Annotated in this window: 22 protein-coding genes, 1 pseudogene and 1 riboswitch; of the genes and pseudogenes, 10 read left to right on the plus strand and 13 right to left on the minus strand. The window is 61.8% G+C overall.

Features of this window, described 5'->3' with window-relative positions:
* Positions 1-226: 226 nt before the first annotated feature.
* Positions 227-2362 carry a M48 family metallopeptidase gene (locus AB8B33_RS12375; protein ID WP_439015596.1) on the plus strand — a complete coding sequence of 712 codons (2136 nt, stop codon included), beginning with the start codon at positions 227-229 and terminating at the stop codon, positions 2360-2362.
* Between the two features lie 156 nt (positions 2363-2518).
* Positions 2519-3025, plus strand: coding sequence for a hypothetical protein (locus tag AB8B33_RS12380; protein ID WP_439015597.1), 507 nt, complete (start codon positions 2519-2521; stop codon positions 3023-3025).
* 50 nt (positions 3026-3075) lie between these two features.
* Here the strand turns inward: AB8B33_RS12380 and AB8B33_RS12385 are convergent, their stop codons facing one another.
* The 4 genes from AB8B33_RS12385 to AB8B33_RS12400 all read right to left on the minus strand — a co-directional run bounded on the left by AB8B33_RS12385 (position 3076) and on the right by AB8B33_RS12400 (position 4847).
* Entirely contained in the window at positions 3076-3366 is a 291-nt protein-coding gene (locus AB8B33_RS12385; RefSeq protein WP_439015598.1) for a DUF4952 domain-containing protein, read from the minus strand.
* A complete protein-coding gene (locus AB8B33_RS12390; protein WP_439015599.1) occupies positions 3255-3524 on the minus strand; it encodes a DUF4952 domain-containing protein in 270 nt (89 codons plus the stop codon). Before AB8B33_RS12390 ends, AB8B33_RS12385 begins: the two co-directional genes overlap by 112 nt.
* 88 nt (positions 3525-3612) lie before the next feature.
* Positions 3613-4134 carry a cytochrome P460 family protein gene (locus tag AB8B33_RS12395; RefSeq protein ID WP_439015600.1) on the minus strand — a complete coding sequence of 174 codons (522 nt, stop codon included), beginning with the start codon at positions 4132-4134 and terminating at the stop codon, positions 3613-3615.
* Positions 4135-4403: 269 nt separating this feature from the next.
* Entirely contained in the window at positions 4404-4847 is a 444-nt protein-coding gene (locus tag AB8B33_RS12400; protein ID WP_439015601.1) for an SRPBCC family protein, read from the minus strand.
* A gap of 228 nt (positions 4848-5075) precedes the next feature.
* Between AB8B33_RS12400 and AB8B33_RS12405 the strand changes: the two genes are divergently transcribed.
* The 5 genes from AB8B33_RS12405 (at position 5076) to AB8B33_RS12425 (ending at position 8729) form a co-directional block, all read left to right on the plus strand.
* Positions 5076-6395: a DUF7256 domain-containing protein gene (locus tag AB8B33_RS12405; protein ID WP_439015602.1), complete on the plus strand. Its 1320-nt coding sequence runs from the start codon at positions 5076-5078 to the stop codon at positions 6393-6395.
* A complete protein-coding gene (locus AB8B33_RS12410; RefSeq protein WP_439015603.1) occupies positions 6383-6787 on the plus strand; it encodes an SMI1/KNR4 family protein in 405 nt (134 codons plus the stop codon). Before AB8B33_RS12405 ends, AB8B33_RS12410 begins: the two co-directional genes overlap by 13 nt.
* Positions 6788-6830: 43 nt before the next feature.
* Positions 6831-7163 carry an HNH endonuclease signature motif containing protein gene (locus AB8B33_RS12415; protein ID WP_439015604.1) on the plus strand — a complete coding sequence of 111 codons (333 nt, stop codon included), beginning with the start codon at positions 6831-6833 and terminating at the stop codon, positions 7161-7163.
* Positions 7164-7234: 71 nt separating this feature from the next.
* Positions 7235-7531: a hypothetical protein gene (locus AB8B33_RS12420; RefSeq protein ID WP_439015605.1), complete on the plus strand. Its 297-nt coding sequence runs from the start codon at positions 7235-7237 to the stop codon at positions 7529-7531.
* A gap of 130 nt (positions 7532-7661) precedes the next feature.
* Complete coding sequence (locus AB8B33_RS12425) at positions 7662-8729, plus strand: DMP19 family protein (RefSeq protein ID WP_439015606.1); 1068 nt, start codon at positions 7662-7664, stop codon at positions 8727-8729.
* On the opposite strand, the pseudogene AB8B33_RS12430 reads toward AB8B33_RS12425, so the two are convergent.
* From AB8B33_RS12430 to AB8B33_RS12440, 3 genes and pseudogenes are all read right to left on the minus strand, one after another.
* Positions 8650-8907 (minus strand): annotated as a pseudogene (locus tag AB8B33_RS12430) (SDR family oxidoreductase); the annotation flags it as partial. The gene AB8B33_RS12425 and the pseudogene AB8B33_RS12430 sit on opposite strands and share 80 nt — an antisense overlap.
* Positions 8908-8979: 72 nt before the next feature.
* Positions 8980-9306, minus strand: a complete 327-nt coding sequence (locus tag AB8B33_RS12435) for a hypothetical protein (protein ID WP_113324786.1) — start codon at positions 9304-9306, stop codon at positions 8980-8982.
* Between the two features lie 153 nt (positions 9307-9459).
* A complete protein-coding gene (locus AB8B33_RS12440) occupies positions 9460-10218 on the minus strand; it encodes an SDR family oxidoreductase (RefSeq protein ID WP_113324787.1) in 759 nt (252 codons plus the stop codon).
* A 264-nt stretch (positions 10219-10482) separates the two neighbouring features.
* On the opposite strand from AB8B33_RS12440, the gene AB8B33_RS12445 reads away from it, so the two are divergent.
* Together AB8B33_RS12445 and AB8B33_RS12450 are read left to right on the plus strand one after the other, a co-directional pair.
* Positions 10483-11175 (plus strand): hypothetical protein, encoded by a 693-nt coding sequence (locus AB8B33_RS12445; RefSeq protein ID WP_439015607.1) that lies wholly within the window; start codon positions 10483-10485, stop codon positions 11173-11175.
* Between the two features lie 316 nt (positions 11176-11491).
* A complete protein-coding gene (locus AB8B33_RS12450; RefSeq protein WP_439015608.1) occupies positions 11492-12574 on the plus strand; it encodes a MerR family transcriptional regulator in 1083 nt (360 codons plus the stop codon).
* A 273-nt stretch (positions 12575-12847) separates the two neighbouring features.
* Here AB8B33_RS12450 and AB8B33_RS12455 read toward each other — a convergent pair whose 3' ends face one another.
* From AB8B33_RS12455 to AB8B33_RS12480, 6 genes are all read right to left on the minus strand, one after another.
* Positions 12848-13441, minus strand: a complete 594-nt coding sequence (locus AB8B33_RS12455; protein ID WP_439015609.1) for a GNAT family N-acetyltransferase — start codon at positions 13439-13441, stop codon at positions 12848-12850.
* Positions 13392-13823 (minus strand): fluoride efflux transporter CrcB, encoded by a 432-nt coding sequence (gene crcB, locus AB8B33_RS12460; protein WP_439015610.1) that lies wholly within the window; start codon positions 13821-13823, stop codon positions 13392-13394. The genes AB8B33_RS12455 and crcB overlap by 50 nt, the downstream gene beginning before the upstream one ends.
* 76 nt (positions 13824-13899) lie before the next feature.
* Positions 13900-13961: riboswitch (Fluoride riboswitch) on the minus strand.
* Between the two features lie 84 nt (positions 13962-14045).
* Positions 14046-14507, minus strand: a complete 462-nt coding sequence (locus AB8B33_RS12465) for a MarR family transcriptional regulator (protein WP_113324793.1) — start codon at positions 14505-14507, stop codon at positions 14046-14048.
* A gap of 104 nt (positions 14508-14611) precedes the next feature.
* Positions 14612-15328 carry an SDR family oxidoreductase gene (locus tag AB8B33_RS12470; RefSeq protein WP_439015611.1) on the minus strand — a complete coding sequence of 239 codons (717 nt, stop codon included), beginning with the start codon at positions 15326-15328 and terminating at the stop codon, positions 14612-14614.
* Between the two features lie 69 nt (positions 15329-15397).
* On the minus strand, positions 15398-15772 hold the full coding sequence (locus AB8B33_RS12475) for a hypothetical protein (protein ID WP_113324795.1): 375 nt from the start codon (positions 15770-15772) through the stop codon (positions 15398-15400).
* A gap of 488 nt (positions 15773-16260) precedes the next feature.
* Positions 16261-16548 carry a DUF4242 domain-containing protein gene (locus AB8B33_RS12480; RefSeq protein ID WP_310386499.1) on the minus strand — a complete coding sequence of 96 codons (288 nt, stop codon included), beginning with the start codon at positions 16546-16548 and terminating at the stop codon, positions 16261-16263.
* A gap of 153 nt (positions 16549-16701) precedes the next feature.
* Between AB8B33_RS12480 and AB8B33_RS12485 the strand changes: the two genes are divergently transcribed.
* A complete protein-coding gene (locus tag AB8B33_RS12485) occupies positions 16702-19329 on the plus strand; it encodes an ATP-binding protein (RefSeq protein WP_439015612.1) in 2628 nt (875 codons plus the stop codon).
* Positions 19330-19372: the final 43 nt, after the last annotated feature.

The raw sequence follows: 19372 nt of genomic DNA on the forward strand, positions 1-19372 counted from the left end.
GGGACAAGTCTCCGTGCACGCAACGCTACGGCGGATAATCCGTCGCAGAGCGGGATTATATCACGAAATCTCCTGATAGAAATCTGGACAGCCCGAAGTTGCATTGCGCTCGATCGAACGTCAATTTTTGTAAGTCAGTTGATCTCAGCCGCTTGCCCTACAATTGATACGGGAATAATTCCTAGGCACTTTATTGGTGACCGGGCACCCGACCAGGGGAGGGACAATGCGGAAATTCAAGATTCCTCACAGCATGAGCCTTGTGATCTGGCTGGTCCTTGTTCCGGCACTGCTCTTCGGTCTCGGGCTATGGCAGGCCGAGCGCGCTGCCGAGACAGCGACACAGTCGCAGCAACAGGCACAAGACCTCAAGGCAACGCTCGCCGAGGTCAGGAAAATCGCGGAAACCGAACCGGGAGCCATGCTGACGTTTCAGTCAGACGCGGGGCCGAGGTCGCTCTCTGCAATGGTCGCCGTACCGCAGATCGAGGCGGCACTGGACCAGGCAGAACAGGATCTCGAGATTTCATCGATCCGCCGGCCGCTCCCCTGGGGCACGATCGGTGGCGCGATCCTGGCATTCGTCAGCGGCATCCTCGGGCTTGCCACGGCGACCATCAGCGGCTTGAGGGCACGGCGATCTCAGGAGCAGTTGGTCAGGAGTTTCGGACGCTTACGCATCATTCTGCCTTTCGTCCTTGCGGCCCTTGTCATTGGATTTTGCATCGGTATCGTCTGCGCAGCCGTATTCGAAGCGATCAGCATGGGCCTATGGGCGGACTTCTCGTCCGGCAGCGCCAAGCTTTTCGTCCTGGCCCTTGGCCTGGCCGGGCTTGCCGCCTACAGCGCCTTCCTTGCATTGCGCGGTCTCAGGAACGTCTTTGCGCTGTTCGCTCCCCAGCCAATGGATGTTTCCGGGCGCAGGGTGGAAGAAGCCGATGCACCGGGGCTTTTCCGCTTCGTCCGCGATCTCGCCGACCGGCAGAAAGCCGTGCGGCCGGACACCGTTGTCGTCGGTCTCACCAACGGTTTCTTCGTCACCGAAAGCGAATTGCGGCTTTGGCCGGAAGATAAAGTCATCGGCGGGCGAACACTCTACCTGCCCGCTCCCTATCTCGACCTGCTCGACGAGCCGGAGGTCGCGGCGATCATCGGTCACGAATTGGCGCATTTTTCCGGCAAGGACACGCTGTACAGCCAAAGGTTCACGCCGATCTATGCCGGCCTCTGGCGATCGCTTTCAGCTCTGCAGCGTGGCGACGGCGGCAGCTTCGTCCTGTATCCGGCAGCCATGCTGGGCTTTCATGCCCTCCAGCAGTTCGACCATGCGGTAAACCATTGGAGCCGCATTCGCGAGTTCGATGCGGACCGAAGCGGCGCGCAGTCCAGCTCCGTCGTCGGCGCGGCCTCTGCCCTCATCAGAACCGGGCTGATCCCTCCCGCCCTCGATCACGTCTTCAGCCTCGTCGCCAATCGAGCGCTGGCTGCGGAAAATTCGGAGCCTGAGCCTGACCTGGTTGCCAAGACCTCGGATCTCGTTCGTCTCCATGGCTGGTCCGATCCGGTCTCCCTGCTCGAAGATCGGCAGCCGCATCCGACCGATACGCATCCACCGACCATCCAGCGCATTCAGGCGATGGGGCTCACGGTCGACAAACGGCTGCTTGACCTCGCCACGCGCGCTCCAAAACCAGCCGGCCTCACATTCGCCTTCGAGCTATTTTCGGATTGGAAAGCGCTTTGCAGCCAGCTGAGCGGCGATTACCTGGACCAGGTGCGCGACCTGCGCACGGCTCGCCAGCAGGCGCTCGAAGAACTCGCCGCCGCGGCGCCGGGCGAAACGATCCTCTACGATAACGTCAAGCCGATGATCTGGACGATGGCGATCGTCGCAGCCATCTTTGCAGGGTTCGGAGTGATGGTTACGGTCTTTGCGGCGGAGCTCGGCTTTGCGCAGGATTATTTCGCCAGGACACTGCTATCCGGTATCGCCGCAGCCGGCGTCATCGGCTGCGGCCTTTACGCGCTCTATCTTCACAAATCGGCAGCTCAACCCCTCATGGTCCTGACGCCGGCGGAGTTGCGGGCCTCGATGCTCGACGGGCCGGTTGCCTGGACCGATGTCGCCGCCCATCAGGTATTTGCCTCGAGCCGGTTTGCGCTGCGCCTTTGGCTGGCCCCGTCTGCCTCGCTTCCCGCAAAGAAGTGGCGAGCGCTTTACAGCAAGATCGACCGCAAACAACGCGTCGTCACCATCGGGGCAATGGGCATTCGCGGTATGAAGGCCACGGAATTCAGCGCGCTCGTCGAACGTTACCACAACGCGGCTCACGCGCTGAAGGAGCTTTCCGAGTTCTCGTGAAGTCAGCAAAGTGCGCAGCGGTTTCGCGTGCGGAATTGTGTGAAAACAAGGAGATAGAGCATTTCCGTGATTTGAGGAAAAACGGAAATGCTCTAGACGTTTGGCTGGAGCCGTTGGACTGGGTCACTCCGGATCAGAGATAGAGAGATAACAAAGTTGCAGCAGCGAAACTCACTGAAGGTCGTAGCCACCCTTGCGGTCGTCGCATCCCTGTGGTGCGCGCCGCCTCTGCAGGCGCAGGAACCGGCGGGTGGCCTGACGTGGTCCAAGGATCCGGCCAGCCATTGCGAATTCGTGTCTCCTGTGTCCCTGACGACGGGCCCAACATACTGGACCGGCGCATGCCCGGGAAATAAGGCTTCTGGACCGGGAATGCTGCGTCGCCGCGATGGCGATCGCGCCGGCCCAGCTTTCTACGGGGAAATGCAAGCCGGAGTGCCCGTCATCGGCGTGATCGACAACGAAGGCTATCGTGTCGGCGGCTTCAAGGACGGCGATATCGGCGGCGATGCGGAACTGGAACCTCAGGTCAGGCTGGACGCGTTCCGCGCAGCAGCAAAGGCCGCGCGGGAAGTTGCCGGGCTATACGCCAAACAGGGGAATGCAGCCTCGTCCCGTCACTACGAAACCATCGCGCAGCAGCTGGATATGCAGATCGAATGATGGTCCGACACGGCGGTTCTGCGGATTGCGATCCGCTTCGCGCCGCTTTCTCACATGTCTTCCGTAAACGTCTCCACCGTTATCCCGAACACGGTGATCCGGTGCCACTCGCTGCGGCTGGAAACCATGGTTTCCTCCGAGACCATGGAGATCAAAAAGTCACGGCCCATTGAATCACGGAACTGGCTGGCGGGAGAATCCCATAGGCAGCAGGAGCGTTTGAGGCGGTTCAAACCCACAGTCTTGATGAGATAGGCCTCGGTGGCAGCCGCATCCCGGCCGGATACGCGATATGTCGCCTCAAGCGGTTTGCCCTGCCGATCCGGGGCGCGTAGCTGCACCCGGCAAATTCTACATGATCGGGCTTCTTCTGGATCTGTGCCAGAAAATCGCCGCAACCCTGCGCCGTCACCAGGATGGGAGCGGACGCTGCCATCAGCGGCGGCGCAAAGGCGTTGCACAACGACCATATGGCAAAAAGACAAGCGGCGAACTTCATATCCAACCTCGACTGCGCCGCCTGGACGCTCTTATGCGCGGCATGGATGCTTTATAGCGAATAATCAACTTCGGGACAGATACGCCAGTCAGGGTGCGTACCGGCTGAACACGAAATCGCGGTCCTTGACGATCGAGTGGCAGGAAAAACATGCTTCGGGCATTGCCGTGGTCGAGGGTGTACCGTCGTCAAATTCGACATATCCCCAGCCGCCGGTCGAAGCATATTTCTTTGCGTCCTTGATCATGAATTGCACACCGTTCTTGGGCGCCCCGGCGACGAATGACTGGGGAGTGCCGAAGGCTTCCTTGCTTTCTTCCAACGGGTGATAGTCCCAAGCCAGGCGGGCAATGATGGTGCCGTCAGGATAGGTAGCGGCCCCTTCCCGGAAGGCTTTGATCGCAATATCGTTGCCCAGGATGGCTCTGAGATCGTTGAGCTTGCCCTCTTCGTGCGCCACGGCGATGAGCGGCCAGTCGCGGTAGCCGCCAGGCATTTCAGTCAGGACCGGGGTGCGCCCCTTATCGGTCTCTCCGGACGCACTGGCATTGTAACCGATCAAGCCGGTAACCAAACCAACCGTCAACGACACCACGATTATCTTCTTCATCGAAATACTCTCCGCCATCAGGTTCACGCGGCGATCCTGGCAGATATTCCGACAGGCGAAACCATACTTTGATATGGTAGAAACGGTTCCGCGACAGGCCGCCTACAGGCCCTGCCCCACTCTGTGTTGTTCTCGATACGTGTGACCCACCCGACGGCCCTTGCCATCAAATAGACAGGCCATTTCCCAGGACGACCGGATGCACCAACAAAGAAATGCCGGGGCTGAAAGCAGTTCCCAGACCCGGGCCTCCCCTTGGGTTCTGACGCTTATTGCTGGATATCGGGCTCGACCAGACGTGCCAGATTGCGCAGCGATTCCTGCCAGCCGAGGTAGCAGGCCTCTGCCGGGATGAGATCCGGGATGCCGGCCTGCACCACATGGAGTTCGGTGCCGACGGAAACCTTCGTCAGGGTCACGGTCACGTCCATTTCGCCGGGCAGGTTGGCGTCGTCGAACGTGTCGGTGTAGCGAAGCCTCTGGCCGGGAACGAGTTCCAGATATTCGCCGCCGAAGGAATGGCTGTGGCCGGTCGTGAAGTTGCGGAAAGACATCCTGTGCGTTCCGCCGACAATAGGCTCCAGATGATGGACCGTGCAGGTAAAGCCGTTTGGTGGAAGCCACTTGGCCACGGCGTCCGCCTCCAGGAAGGCGCGATAGACCTTGTCCGGGCTGGTCGCCAGGACGCGGTGAAGTTTGATCGTGCTCGGCATGTTGATCCTCCTTTGGATTGAACTTTGGCAATGCCTCGAGGACGGGCCTGATCTCGCCGATCCGACACTGCGATCGGAAATTTTCGGTTCCGCCCGGTGTCGGTCATTCCCCGCTCCCCGAAGCGGACCCAATACCGCCTGGTGCCCGACGCAGGAATATAGCGGTCATTGCCCTGTCTCCAACCCGTCCTATCTCTTGCGCGGGATTATCAGCGAGAGAGGACGCGCATGCCGATAGACAATGCGAGATTGGCGCCGATGCAGCCGGGTGTATCTGTGGAGGAGCTGAAGGCGGCTCTGGGGGCGAACTGGAAGGAGCCGGGCATCCAGGCGGAAGGCCGTCTGCATATCGAGGAATTCGGCACGCGCATCACCGCCGATGGCAGGCTCGGCGAGGTTTATTTCCGCGCCCCCTTCGATCTTCCGGGGCCAATCCATGGCGTCAGGATGGGAATGCCGGCGGGCGAACTGCATCGGCTTTATCCCGGCGCCGAGCGCATCTCCGACGAGAGAGAGGAATATGGCTGGACCATTCTGAAGATGAACCTGTCGGATACGCTGGAGCTCGGCGTCGCCATCAGGGAGGATGTCGTCAGGATGATCAGCCTCACGGACCCGACGGCGATCTATCCGGAACGACCCTATAAATATGCCGATCCCGATCTCGCCGAGGCCTACGACCTGACGCTCGCCGACCCCGTCAATCTCGCGAGGCGACCCGAGAACGGCTGGTGCTATGGCCGCCCGCCCGGCATCGATGCCTCGATGTGGCCGATCAGCGCCACCAACGGAATGCCGCTTCGCCACGCCTTCACGGTAAAATTGCCGCCGCAATATCGCACGCTCGGCAATGAGTATGTAGCGATCTCGCTCTTCGTCGACGAGCAATGGGAAACGCCGCCGGCAAGCAGGAATGCCGGAGCAGGCGGCGCGCGGCGGGCCGATCCGCGTCGCTTCGACATGGAATTTATGGACAACGGCTACACTCTCTTCTGGCTGACGGATGAGGAATTTGCAGCACCTCTCGGCGCTCCGCCGGAGATCGAAGGCGCCCCTATTCCGGGCTGGCTCTCGAAATCCCCGCTCGATTATTTCGGCGAATTCAACCTGCCGAAGACGGTGGCCGAGCAGCAGGCGAAAAACGTCTTTTCGCCCGGCGGACTTGCCGTCAACGAGCTTCTGGCCGCAGCCCGGCCTCCGAGGGGCTGGAAGAACTTGCCGGGAACAGAAGCGCTCGATTACGGTTGGCCGATCGAGATCACCTTGCGCGAGGGCGACCCGAATGTCGGCAAGCCAGCGCGCGAATTCAGGCACGAAAACGAGTTCAGCGGCTATATCGCCGCCTATTCGGAGGAAGGCCAGAAACTGGGGCTGGAGCGCTTTCAGGACTGGCACGCCCATCTCGGCGGCACGATGTTTCCCATGCAGGGCTATCCCGATTTCTCGCCCTTCTACATCGAGATCTCGGAGATCTTCGGCGGCTTCAATTTCGGCGACGGCATCGCCCAGATCGACCTCAAGGAGATGAAGCTCGAATGGGCCTGCTGATGCTGGAGAAATTTGGCGACGGCTGCCAGTTGCCGGGCGCAAGCCCGGCCGATATCGCCGCCTGCGAGGCGAAACTGAAGATTATCCTGCCGGCGGAGATCAAGGCCTTCCTCGCCTCCTCCAACGGCTTCAACGGCGAGGTCGGCCAGGGCTATCTGATCCTGTGGAGTGCGGCGGAACTCTCCGGGGCTGACGGCTACGAGATCTTCGAGTTTCGCGACGACCAGCTGCTGATCGGCTCGAATGGTGGGCCGACGGCCTATGGCTTCGTCAAGGGCGATTATGTCTCCATTCCCTTCGTCTTTGCCGGAAATTGGCTGAACGAAGTGCGCGTTCTCGGCCGTTCTTTCGAGGAATTCATCGAGGCAATCGAGCGCGGCGACGGCTGGTAATGGCCGGTTGCCTGCCGGTCCGGCTTGCGGCTAATCTTGCCTGATGGCGCGAAAGAGAAACCAAGAAGTCACCTCCTGGTATGAGGCACCGACGCCTGATATCTGCCCGCTCTGCGGCCGGGTCGTTCCGAAAGAACAGCGGGACGAGCACCATCTCGTACCCAAAAGCCGCGGCGGACGGGAGACGCAGGTTCTGCACCGCATCTGCCATCGCCAGATCCATGCGCAGTTCAGCGAAGCGGAGCTGGAACAGTCCTACACGACCGTCGAGGCCCTGCTTGCCCACCCCGCCATCCAGACCTTTGTCGCCTGGGTGCGGAAGAAACCGCCGGGGTTTTACGATGGCACGCGGCGGAGCAACCGTCGGCGGGAGTGAGGCGGGCTCGTCAGCGCTGCCGAACCTACCCGACCTTGCCTGCCCGCCTGCCCTTATCCTTGCCCACCCGCTTGCCCGCGACATCGAGCAGCCGCCGGAAGGTCGGGCATTCCATATGGGAAGGCCGGCGCGGCACAGCCTCCGGCCTGCTCGGCCTGTCGCGCAATATCGGCCTGATCTCCGGCGCATCCCTGATGGGCGCCGTCTTCGCCTATGGCGCCGGCACAGAGGATTTCATTCATGCGACGCCGGCAGCGATTTCAGCCGGCATGCAGCTAACCTTCCTGCTTGCCGGAGCGCTGATGATTGGCGCCATGGCGGTTGTCTTCGCTGGTGCCTTCGAACGGACATCGGCCAGGGCACAATAGTCCGTAACTGCCTTGGGCGGCGCTACCACCGCCCGAGGCCAACCTCTGCTAAAGCAGCCGAGAGCGCTCGACGGGCTTGAACTCTGCAAACGCTCCGCCAAATTCACCCGCGCCACGGGAAAAAATATCCATGAAATATGCCAGTCTTTTGCTTGCCGCTCTGCTCGCCAGCGCGATCGTGGCGAAAGCTTCCGCGGCATCCGATCAAACGCAACCGGAGGCGCGCGATTTGCAGGCTCTGACGACCATGTCCACCGAATTCGTCATCGAGACGACCTTCCTGCCGCAGATCATGCGGGTGAAATATGATGACGACAAGGGGCCGATACTGGCCGATATCGGCAGGCTGGAGCCTGAGGTGCGCAACCTCTTCTGGCTCTCATACCTGCATTATGTGGTGCCGGGCGGCGAGTTGCATCGCTTCTTCACCACGATTGCCGAGGCGCGCAAGATCCAGGAGGAGGCCAAAAAACTGCTGGTCGCCCAGGGCCAGTCCGTCAGCGACGACACGCTGCACGAGATGACCGAGATGAGCAAAAAATCAGACCCGGCACGCAACGCGGATGCGGTGCTGCAGGCGCTGACTGCGGCCGGCCTGACGCGGCAGGCGCAGGCCTTTGCCGCAGTGCGCGACCTCGCAGCCAAAAGTGAGGACGCCGATTTTGCCGCGCTCAATGCCGCCTTCGGCGAGATGACTGAGCTTCCGGGCGCCATCGGCAGCTATGTCGAGCGTACACCTGATCTCGTCGAATGGTCCGCCAAGGCGCGCGAAAAGATCGGTGACGAAGACCGGCTCAGCTACCTGACGGGAAAACTCAATGCGATGGAGGACGCCGAGATCGATCGCCTTCCAAAAGCGCTGAAGCAGATCTACGTCGTCGATTATTTCAACGCCGAGATGCTGAATGGCGGCGTCCATCAATTCTTCTTCAATTCGTCCGGCGGTTATGCCCCCGATGTCGCAGTCGCCTTGCGCGAACTCGGCTTGACCACACATGCCGATGTTATCGAGCGCGGCATCGACATGTTCAGCAAGCCCTATCCAACCGACATGCAGAAGCGGCGGGTGCTGAATTTTGGCGGCGAATGGGGCGCATGGGACGAGGCACTTTCTGCCCTCACCTATGAGGTCGACGACGGAGAGATAACGCCTGCCCTGATCGCGCTCGCCAAGCGTGAAAATCTGCTGCCGCGATAGAGCAGAACCACCCCACCCCTAAAGCAGCCGAACCATCAATGATCATCGGGCTGCCGATCATGAAGCTCGATTGGTCCGACAGCAGGAAGAGTGCCGCCTGCGCAATTTCTTGCGCCGCGGCCATCCGCTTCATCGGATACAGGCTCGAAATATAGTCGAGGAATTCAGGATTATTCTCGCCGCCGGCGGTTAGGGCCTGATCGCTTCAAATGAATCCATTTTGCGGTTGTATGGGGTCACACAGGGCAACTCAGGCAAATACGGTAATACAGACGGCCATCCAGATTAACGCCGTTCCCAGTGCCATCGCTCGCCTGGCGACGACGACTTTGTCTGCCTCATCCTCCGCGACAGGTGTGGTCACAATCCAGGGCACGCAGCCAAGTGCCGCAAATCCGATGACAGCAACAATCATCACAAGATAATCGATTGCACGCCAGGTCCCCTGTTCATAGACCCCCCAGTAACCCAGAAAGGCCATTCCGACTGCAAACATGGTGGCGGACGCAGAGCAAAGCCCTGTAACGGACCCGGTAGGTGCGCGCATGGTGCTTTTTTCACGTGTCTGCGAGTTCATGACGCAATATCCACGACGGTTGGCTGTCTCCCTGCAAATATGTCAGGAATCGAGTGCGGCGTGAAGCGCCGGTGACCCTCTGGGACGTGCCCCTCGGGACGGCCGCGAAATTCCCCGCCTCGGGCGGCGCAACACCGCCCGAGGCCACTTCTGCTAAAGCAGCCGAACCGACATGCCGCCATCGACGATCATCGGGCTGCCGGTCATGAAGCTCGATTGGTCCGACAGCAGGAAGAGTGCCGCCTGCGCAATTTCCTGCGCCGCGGCCATCCGCTTCATCGGATGCAGGCTCGATATATAGTCGAGGAATTCAGGGTTATTCTCGCCGCCCGCCGGCGTGATGGTTCCACCCGGCAACAGGCTGTTGATCCTGATGCCATCGGCCGCGTAATCGGCGGCGACCGATTGTACGAGGCCGATCAGGCCCGCCTTGGAGGCCGCATAAGCCCCCATGCCGGGCAGGCCGCCATTGCTGTATCCGACGAAGGATGAGGTGAAGACGATCGAGCCGCTGCGTTGCGCTTTCATCACGGGCAGCTGCGCCTTCAGCGCAAGGAACGCGCTCGTCAGGTTGGTGGAAATCACGGCCTCCCAATTGGCCGCACTCATCTCGGCAAAGGCGCCCATCTCGCCGACGATCCCGGCATTGTTGAAAGCGCCGTCGAGCCGGCCATAAGCATCGAGCGCCCGGTCGACGAGGCCCTGCGCGTAAGCTCCTTCGCGCACATCACCGGCCAGAGACACGGCCGTGCCGCCGCTTTCAGTGATCTCGGAAACCAGCGTGTCGAGGTTCTGCGCCCGCCGTGCACCGAGCACGAGCTTCGCGCCCTTCGCTGCAAAGAGCCGAGCGGCGGCCGCTCCGATGCCACTGCTTGCGCCGGAAATGATGATCACCTTGTCTTCCAGTTCCATGTCCAAACCTCCTGTTTTGATGGTCATGGAGGGGTAGGAAATATGAGAAGCGGCAGCCACCCGATTCCGGATCGGCGACCCGCCGGCCGACGCTGAACCCCGTTAACCATCTCCCGCTCTCTAAGACCATAGTCCGGCGGATGCCGGACCTCGGTCCGATGCACGCCCCGCGTTTCGCGCCTAACATCATCTTCATTCGATAGCCGCCTTCCCGAGTCGGCTGTCTCACGATTTTTGATGAATTATCCTGCGAGGGAGAGACGGATGCGTGTCGCAACTTTGGCGTCCATAGCTGCGCTTTCAATGATCATGGCTTCCAGCCCGCTGACGATCACCGGCGCCGATATTGCCGCCATGGCAAAGGGCGGTGAAAACGGTGGCGGCAACGGGGGCGGTAATGGCGGAGGCAATGGGGGCGGTAACGGCAGCAGCAATGGTGGCGGTAATGGCGGCGGACAAAGCGGCAACCACGAAAACCGCGGCCACCAGTCCGGCAATTCCCAGACGGGCAGTTCATTGCACGGCGGTTCGAAATCCGAGAACGGAGCCAAGGGCAAATCCGGCGAGGCGAAGACGAAATCGCTCAATGCAAAAAACACCACAACCGATATCAAGCAAAAGAACCTGGCCTCCGAACTGAAGGGCCTGAACTCTCTCAACCGTAGCTACAAGGCCTATCTGCACACGTCCGATCCGAAGATGACCGCGATCGCTGCCTACGCGGTTGCCTATGCCCAGTTTGAACTCGACAACGGCATCGAGCCTGCAATCGACGATCCGGTGCTCGGCGACGCGGCACTGGAGGATGCGCTGGCTTCCGCAACGCGCAGCGGCGAAGTGAGCCCGGCAGTCCTCGCCGAGGCCAAGACCATCCTCGGCGTCGGTGACGCTGACGGCAAAATCGACCAGATCCGTGAATCCCTGTCTTACTCCGCCCCGACCTCGACAGGGAATTAACGGCCGCTCGATCCGCCGGGCGGCATACCCGGCGGATCGATTGCACCTGTCATGGGTTTTCCCATGGGCAGAATAATCTCTTTCCCCCTGCATTGCGCCATTCGCCGCACCGACGCTCCAACTCTTTGAATCGACGCATCAGGCTTTCCGAAGATCGATTCCGATTTTCGGGCCGATGCTGTGGCCCGGTTCCGAGCGACATCCCGGCCGCCCTGCAACAGGCATCAAGACGAAATCGAAAAAACCCGCGAAAAACCTCTTGAGCCGGACCCAGCGTCATAGCTTAGAAGGGTTCCGAGACATCGCGGGAGGCTTGATGGACGCCAAAACAGGAAAACAGAGCTGGCTGACGGCGGCGCAATGTGCCGAGCGGATCGGCATGACGGTGCGTGCGCTGAGGCTCTATGAAGAGACCGGCCTCATCCGGCCGCCGCGCACGGGAAAGAACTGGCGGCTCTACGGCACCAGGGAAATTGCACGGCTCACCGAGATCCTGGCTCTGAAGCGGCTGGGGCTCAGCCTGCAGGACATCGCCCGGCTGCTCGCCGGCCACGCGACCGATCTCGACCGCATGCTCGCCATGCAGAACCTCGCATTGCAGGACCAGCTGACCCGCACGCAACGCAGCCTCGCCATCATCGACGCGCTGCGGGCGAAGATGGCCGCAGGCGACATTCTTTCGATCGATGAACTGCTGAAGCTCGCAAAGGACACGAACATGACCGACACCTCAGCCGATGCCATCGCCTGGCGCCGCTATGAGCAGGCACGGCCGCGCACCGAACAGAAGATCGACCCTGCCCTCTATGCCGGTTATGCCGGACACTATCATCTGGGCACGTCGGCCTATGTGGTGAGCCTGCGCGACGGGCGGCTCTTCACGCGGCTGACCGGCCAGCCGGAACTCGAAATCTTCGCCGAAGATGTCGATCGCTTCTTCTACAAGGCGGTTCAGGCGCAGATCACCTTTACCCGCGACGAAGGCGGCACCGTCACCGGCCTCGTGCTGCACCAGAACGGCTATGAACTGGAAGCATCCCGCATGGACGAACGCGCCGCGACCGATCTGGAAGAGGCGCTTGCTGCGCGCATCCGCGACAAGCAGCCGGTGGAAAACAGCAGGGCACTGCTGGAGCGGGTCATCGAACAGCACCAGCGCGGCGAACCCAACTATGAGCGGATGAGCCCGCCGCTCGCCGCCGCCGCACGCGAACAATCCGCCATGATCAAGGCCGATCTCGATCGAATGGGGCCGCTCAGGGACATATCCTTCAAGGGCGTGACGGCGGAAGGCTGGGATGTTTACGACGTGACCTTCGAAAACGGTAATCTCGAATGGAGCTTCGCGCTGGCGGCAGACGGAAGATTCGGCGGGATGTTTATTCGACCGGCGCTGTGACGGAGGCGTTTCGTGACGACCCCTCCCTGCAAGGGAGGGACTAACTAGTGGCACCGCCCTGCTCCTCCGCCTCCCTCATCTCTGTGCCCTCGTGGTCAGCACGAGGAAACAGGAATGAGGGAGGTTAGGGTTGGCGTCGATACCCAAAGCTACGCCAGCATTTTGGCCTTGCCGAGGGCAAGAAATCTCGCGTGCGGCAGCTACCCGATTTCAGATTGGCGGCATGGAAGGCATTTCGCCTTGCGCGCAGACGTCGGATTTGCTGCAGCCATGTCAGGAAATTTGCTTTGTAAGGAGCGGAGTGGCTCTGTCCACATCGACGAGGAGCCATCCGAGCTTTTTGTAGAAGGCCACAGCATCCGGTGCGGCATGAACCTCCAGCCGCGTAAGGCCTTTGTCGGCGGCAAGTCGTTCAAGCGCGTGCAGCATGGCCCTACCAATTCCTTGCCGCTGATACTGCGGAACGATCGCGACGAGCCGTACGGTTCCGGGGTCGGCGTGCGCGGGCCCGATATCCAGCCGGACGGTGCCAACGGGCACATCGTCGCAAATGAACAGCAGGGGAAAGTGATTTTCCCGACGCTCGTCCGGATGCATCTCATCATAGTCAGCCTGGCCGCGCAGTTCGAAGAGAACGTGACGCCTGATCGCGTGATAGTCCTGCCACTGGTTTCTGTCCTGCACCTGTAGGAGCTGCATTTTCATCGCCCGCTCGCCTCGTGTCTTGTTGCTGCAAGGTGTGTTTACGCTGGAGTACTTATCCTCGCAGCCCCGGCGATAAACTTTTTGGAGTCTTTGGTCCGCAGACGATCCCACCTCAAGCCTGCTCCTCGATCGCCGCCTGCGCCACCTGCGGAACCCCGCCATTGATCCGCGTCGCGATCAGATGCCCGAGTGCCACCGCCCCGATGCAGAGCACGACGGAGGCCGCGACATTGATGCAAGCCCTGACCGTTGCGCCCCAGCGCAGCAGGTCGAGTGTCTGCAGGCTGAAGGAGGAGAAGGTCGTGTAGCCGCCGCAGAGCCCGATCATCACGAAGAGGCGCATATTGTCCGAGGCCGGAAACCGGCCATTGGCGAGCGTCAGCGTGCTGAACAGGCCGATGATCAACGAGCCCGTAACATTGATGATCACAGTGCCCCAGGGCAGATCCCGGCTGATCGGCATGGCGATGATCGATACGGCATAGCGGGCGAAGGTGCCGAGCGCACCGCCGGCCATGACGATAAGGCAAGTATAGAAGGACATGCTCGCTCCAAAATCTCGGGCGGGCAATAAAAAACCCGCCTTGCGGCGGGCTCCGGACAGATTCCCACCGCGGTTAAACACGGTAGGAGTCATCAGCCTTGTGGGCGGTTTCGGGGGCACTCCATCCCCATCGCCGGGATGTATAGCCTGGGCTGCGGCGGGCTGGCAAGGGTGAGTGTCAGCCTCTCCATCGTCGAGGGAGACACACCCGCACCTGAAAATTCATTCCCTCGTGGCGTCCGCCACCAATTCCCCAACGACAACATCCCTCAGCCCCTGACGCAACGCCGCGATATTCGCAGCCCCATTCAGCTCTTCAAATTCACGTTGCGCCGCTTCCCAGAGCGGCTCTGCCTTCTTGTGCAGCCGCCGGCCTTCGTCGGTGATTTCGACGATCCGCACCCGGCCGTCGGCGGGCGACGGACTGATCGCGACAAAGCCGTCGCGTTCAAGGAAGCCCAGCATCTTGCCCATGGCCGTCCGTTCGATATCCAGCCGTTCGGCAAGCGTGTTCACGGTGGCACCGCCGGCTTCCTCCAGGGCAGCCAACATCAGGAACTGGGTAATGCGCAGGCCGACGGGTTCGAGGTGGCTGTCGTAAAGCCTGGTGATCTGGCGGCTTGCCTTTCTCATGGCAGAACAGGTGCACTGATCGATCCCAAGCGGCTGGTCGGCCAACAACATCGCATGTTCCTTTCGATTCCCGCCTCATAGGTGCCATGGGCGCGGCCCTCAGAAAAGCTCCGCGCCGATAATATGGTTCAACGGCATCGTCGCGATAGCCGGCGTCAGATGACGCCTTCCGGCGGTGTGATGTAGCCAGGCACGTCGGCCGAAAGCGTGCTCTTCAGCACGGTCGTGCCGCGATCGGCCATGACTTCGCTCCTGCCGGCGGCAAGCGCGTCATAGGTCTGGCGCACCACATCCTGCGGACTTGCCTTCGGCACGTCGATGCCATCGGTCAGATCCGTATCGACGAAGCCGACATGCAGGCCGAGCACCTGGATGCCTTTCTCGCGCAGGTGAAAGCGAAGCTGGTTCGTGTAGCTCCAGGCCGCAGCCTTCGATGCCGCGTAAGGGGTAAGGATTGGGCGCGGAAGCCAGACGATATCGGAGAGGACATTGATGATGGCTGCCTGTGGCTGCGCCGAAAGGATCGGCTCGAAGGCCCGGGTGACACGCACGACGCCATGATAGTTCACGTCGAAGAGACGCTGCGACTGTTCTTCGACATCACCAGACAGGGGGCCGTCGATCAGCTCTGCGATGCCGGCATTGTTGATCAGCAGCGTCGTATCGGCGGCGAGTCCGGCAGCGGCGGCGATCGATGCCTTGTCCGTGACGTCGATCCTGACCGGGATGATATCGGGCTCATTGAAGCCAGCGGTGTTGCGCATGCCGGCATAGATCTTGGCTGCCCCGCGGCGGCGGGCCTCACGTGCGAAGGCAAGGCCGAGGCCGCGATTGGCGCCGGTGATGAAGACTGTGCTGTTAGCGATATCCATGGCTCATATCCTTTGAAAAGGCGGGATCAGGCGGCATTCTGCACGCCCGGTCCGGCGGGTGACTGCGATTCAGAGAAATAAATGCTCCGGCAGTTTTGCCGAGAGCGCCTCTCGCAGGCCGGCGGCAAGCGACAGGACGGAGCCGAGCGGGCTCATGCGTACGCTGACGTGCGGCACGGATCCGTCCGGGTTGCGATCGACGATGACAGCCGCGGTCAATTTTTCACCGCTCACCAGAACGGCTTCATATTCGAGGAAGAGCCGAGAGCCGACGACCTCGAAGAAGGTCGGCGTCTGCAAGGCATAGAAGGTGCCGACGGTATTGACGGCGAGCGTGATCTCGTCGCGGCCGACAACGGGTCCGCGCAGCACGGAGCTGACGAGCTCGGCGTCGGCGGTCAGGTCGTCCAGAAAGGGATGACGGTCATGTTTATCGTGTGACATGGTTTCCTGCTTTTACGTGCTGATGCGGTTTTGCGGTCAAATAAGAGCATATGCTCCTATTAAGGTAGACGTAGGAGCATATGCTCTTTTCGTCAAGATTGAACGCTGACCTCTGAGATGATGGGGGATCGATGGAAGGAAAGAGGTAGAGAAAGGATTCGAAGATGTGTACGGCCTTCGGCTCACCTGACCGTTGTCGAGCCACGGGTCTCGATCCGTCCTTCAAACTCCCGCCGGGAGAAGGAGATCCAACACGACCTCGGCATTCTCAGGGATGTCCCCCTCGCCCCTGCAAGGACGCCCGAGATCAAAACAACAAAACACGACGCAATAAAAACTGTCAGGTATCGTCCGGGTCCAAAGCGTCGACCATCAGCCCGGTCGTTCAAATAATTCTCCCGTCCCCCCATTCCCTCCCCAGCCTTACCCGAGGAGGGAACGAGGTGAGCGCCGGCCGCCGCCCCTCGCGTTGCGGCCGGCGTGGTAACTCATGCGCGGGCGGTCTGCCGAGCCGTCTGGGGTCCAAATTCCGAGGCGATCTCGCTCACCAGGTCTGCCGGGAAGCCGCCTTCGCGGGCGTGGCGGTAGACGGTTTCGGCGCTGTCGGCCTCATGCACGCAGTAGATCTTGTCGCCGGCGACATAGCTGGTGATCCATGTATAGGGCCGGTCGAGGCCGGCCACGACCTGGTTCGACTTTGCGGAAATGTTGCACAGGTCTTCCGAGGTGAGCTTGCTTGCGCCGGGAATGTTGCGTTCGATAAGATATCTGGGCATGGCGACCTCCTGTTCGCATCCTTGTTGACGAAACGGACGCTAGGCCGATGCCGGGGCCGGCGCATCGGGATATCTCCCCATTTTCTGGCGCTCGCCGCCCTATTTTGGCACGTTCCTATTCCCAGCCGGCAATGATGCTGGCAATAATCCGCCATGCGACTAATCGAGCGCGCCCCCAATCTCGATCATCTTCAGTCGTTGTTGCGCGAGGCCGCCAACGGCAATGGCAGGGTCGTACTTCTGGAAGGGGAAGCAGGGGCGGGAAAATCCTCCCTCGCCGCAGCCTTCGCCGGCGCCGTGCCTGAGGAAACCCGCGTCCTCTCGGGCGCCTGCGAGAATTTCGGCACGGCCGAGCCGCTCGGGCCCTGGCGCGATATTGCCCGGCAAGCCCGCTGGACGCTGACAAGGGCTTCCAGCGGCAACTGGATCACTCTCTTCTCCGAAGTGCTGGATCTTCTGACCGAGGCGCTCCAGCCGACATTGCTCGTCATCGAGGATATTCACTGGGCCGACGACGCCACGCTGAACCTCATCCGCTATATCGGCCGCCGCATCCGCCACACCTGCCTGCTGCTGGTCGCAACGGCGCGGAATGACGATACGCCGGGCCAGACGCGGCTCAGGCGGCTGCTCGCCGATATTCCGCCCGCCCATTGGCTGCGCATCACTGTCCCGCCGCTGTCGAAAGCCGCCGTGCTGGAGCTTGCGGACCGGAAAGGTCTCGATGGCGAGGCGATCTTCAGCGCCACCGGCGGCAATGCCTATTTCGTCAGCGAGCTCGTGGATTGCGCCGGCAGCGATTGCCTGCCGCCACTCAGCCGCGACCATCTGCCGACAACCATCCGCGATGCCGTGCTGGCACGGGCCGATATCCTTGACGAGGCCGACAGGGAGGCGCTCTGGGCCGCCTCCACCTCGCCCGATGCCTTTGCGCCTGAATTGATCGAGGCGATCTGCGGCAGTGATGCCCGCGCCTCGCTTGAAGCCTGCACGGCTTGCGGGCTTCTGGTGCCCACAAGTAGTGGCCCGGGGGGCAACCTCTTCATGTTCCGCCATGAGATCGCCAGGCAGGCCGTCGAGCAATCGCTGCCGCCGCTGCGCCGCCGGGCGCTGCATGAAAAGGCGCTTGCCTATTTCCGCAACCGGGCCGAGGCCTCGGTCGCGCGCATGGTCCACCATGCCAATGAGGCGCAGGACATGAGCGCGATCTCGGAGCTCGCCCCGAAGGCCGCAGCCGAGGCCGGCAGGCTCGGCGCCCACCGGCAGGCGATGCGCCATTACGAGCTGGCGCTCGCCCATGCCGGCGAGTTAAGCGATGCGAAGCGCGCCTGCCTCTACGAGGGCTATGCCTTCGAATGCCACCTGACCGGCCAGATGGAACGGGCCATCGCCGCCCAGACCAGCGCGCTTGCGCTCTATCGGGCGCTCGGCGATATCAGGCATGTCGGCGACAACCTGCGCTGGCTGTCGCGGCTGAGCTATCTCGCCGGAGACCGCAAGGGCGCCGATGCCTTCGGCCGCGAGGCTGTTGAGGTGCTGGAGCAGGCAGCAAGCCCGGCCGAGCTCGCCATGGGCTATTCCAACCTGTCGCAGCTCGGCATGCTGGCGGGCGATGCCGAGACCGCAACCCTCTACGGCGAGCGCGCCATCGCGCTCATGACATCGGACGATATCGCCAGGCCCGAGGTCCTCTGTCATGCGCTGAACAATGTCGGCACCGCCATCTGCTGGCGGGAGCCGGAGCGCGCCCGGCAAACGCTCGATCAGGCGCTGGCAATCGCCCTCGACCATGGCTTCCAGGAACATGCGGCCCGCGCCTTCACCAACCGCGCCTGGGTGGAAATCCAGCTCCACGCAGTCGATGCCGCCGAGAACGTGCTGGCGCACGGCATTGCCTATTGCATCGAGCATGACCTCGATACCTGGCGCGACTATATGCGTGGCGAGCTCGCGGAACTGCTGACGTTCCTCGGCCGTTGGGAGGAGGCAGCCGCAGCAGCGCAGGCCGTGGTCGACAACCAGAATGCCCCGGCGCTCTCCCGCTACCCCTCGCTCGTGGCGCTGGCGACGCTCAGAACGCGCCGAGGCGAAACATCAGGCGAACTGCTGCAGGAAATGGCGAAATTCCTCGAAAACACGTTTGAATTCCAACGCCTGTCCGCCCATGCCGCGCTGGTGGCCGAACGCGCCTGGCTCGGCCTCTGCGACCGGGAGGAAGCGCTCGCCGGCCTGCGGCAGGCCGCTTCCCTCTGCAGCGACGATGCCGCCGGCTCGATGATCGGCTTCTGGGCGCATATTCTGGGCGAAACCGGCCTTGCGCCTGAGGACTCCAGCGGCGACGCCGCCGTCATCGCCATGCTCAACGGCCGTTGGCAGGAGGCCGCCGATATCTGGACCGACCGCCGCGCGCCCTATCTCGCCGCCCTTGCCCTGCTCGACGGCGATAATGACGCGCTCTACCGCGCCCTGACGACGCTGGAAGCCCTCGGCGCCACTGCCGTTATCACCCACGTGAAGGACCTGATCCGCAGGCGCAGCGGCCGGCTTGCGACGCGCGGCCCACGGGCCAGCACCCAGGCCAATGCTGCCGGCCTCACGACACGGGAAATGGACGTGCTGCGCCTGATCGACGAGGGTCGCTCGAATGCCGAGATCGGCGCGCGCCTCTTCGTATCGGCCAAGACGGTGGATCATCATATTTCCTCGATCCTTGCCAAGCTGAGCGCAAAATCGAGGGGACAGGCCGCTGCCGAGGGGCGGAGGCTGGGGCTGCTGGGATAAGGTGAGCCACAGCGCGCGGGACACCCCCTCTGCTCTGCCGGGC

The sequence above is a fragment of the Rhizobium sp. 768_B6_N1_8 genome, assembly GCF_051811225.1.
In the GTDB taxonomy this organism is placed as follows: Bacteria; Pseudomonadota; Alphaproteobacteria; order Rhizobiales; family Rhizobiaceae; genus Rhizobium.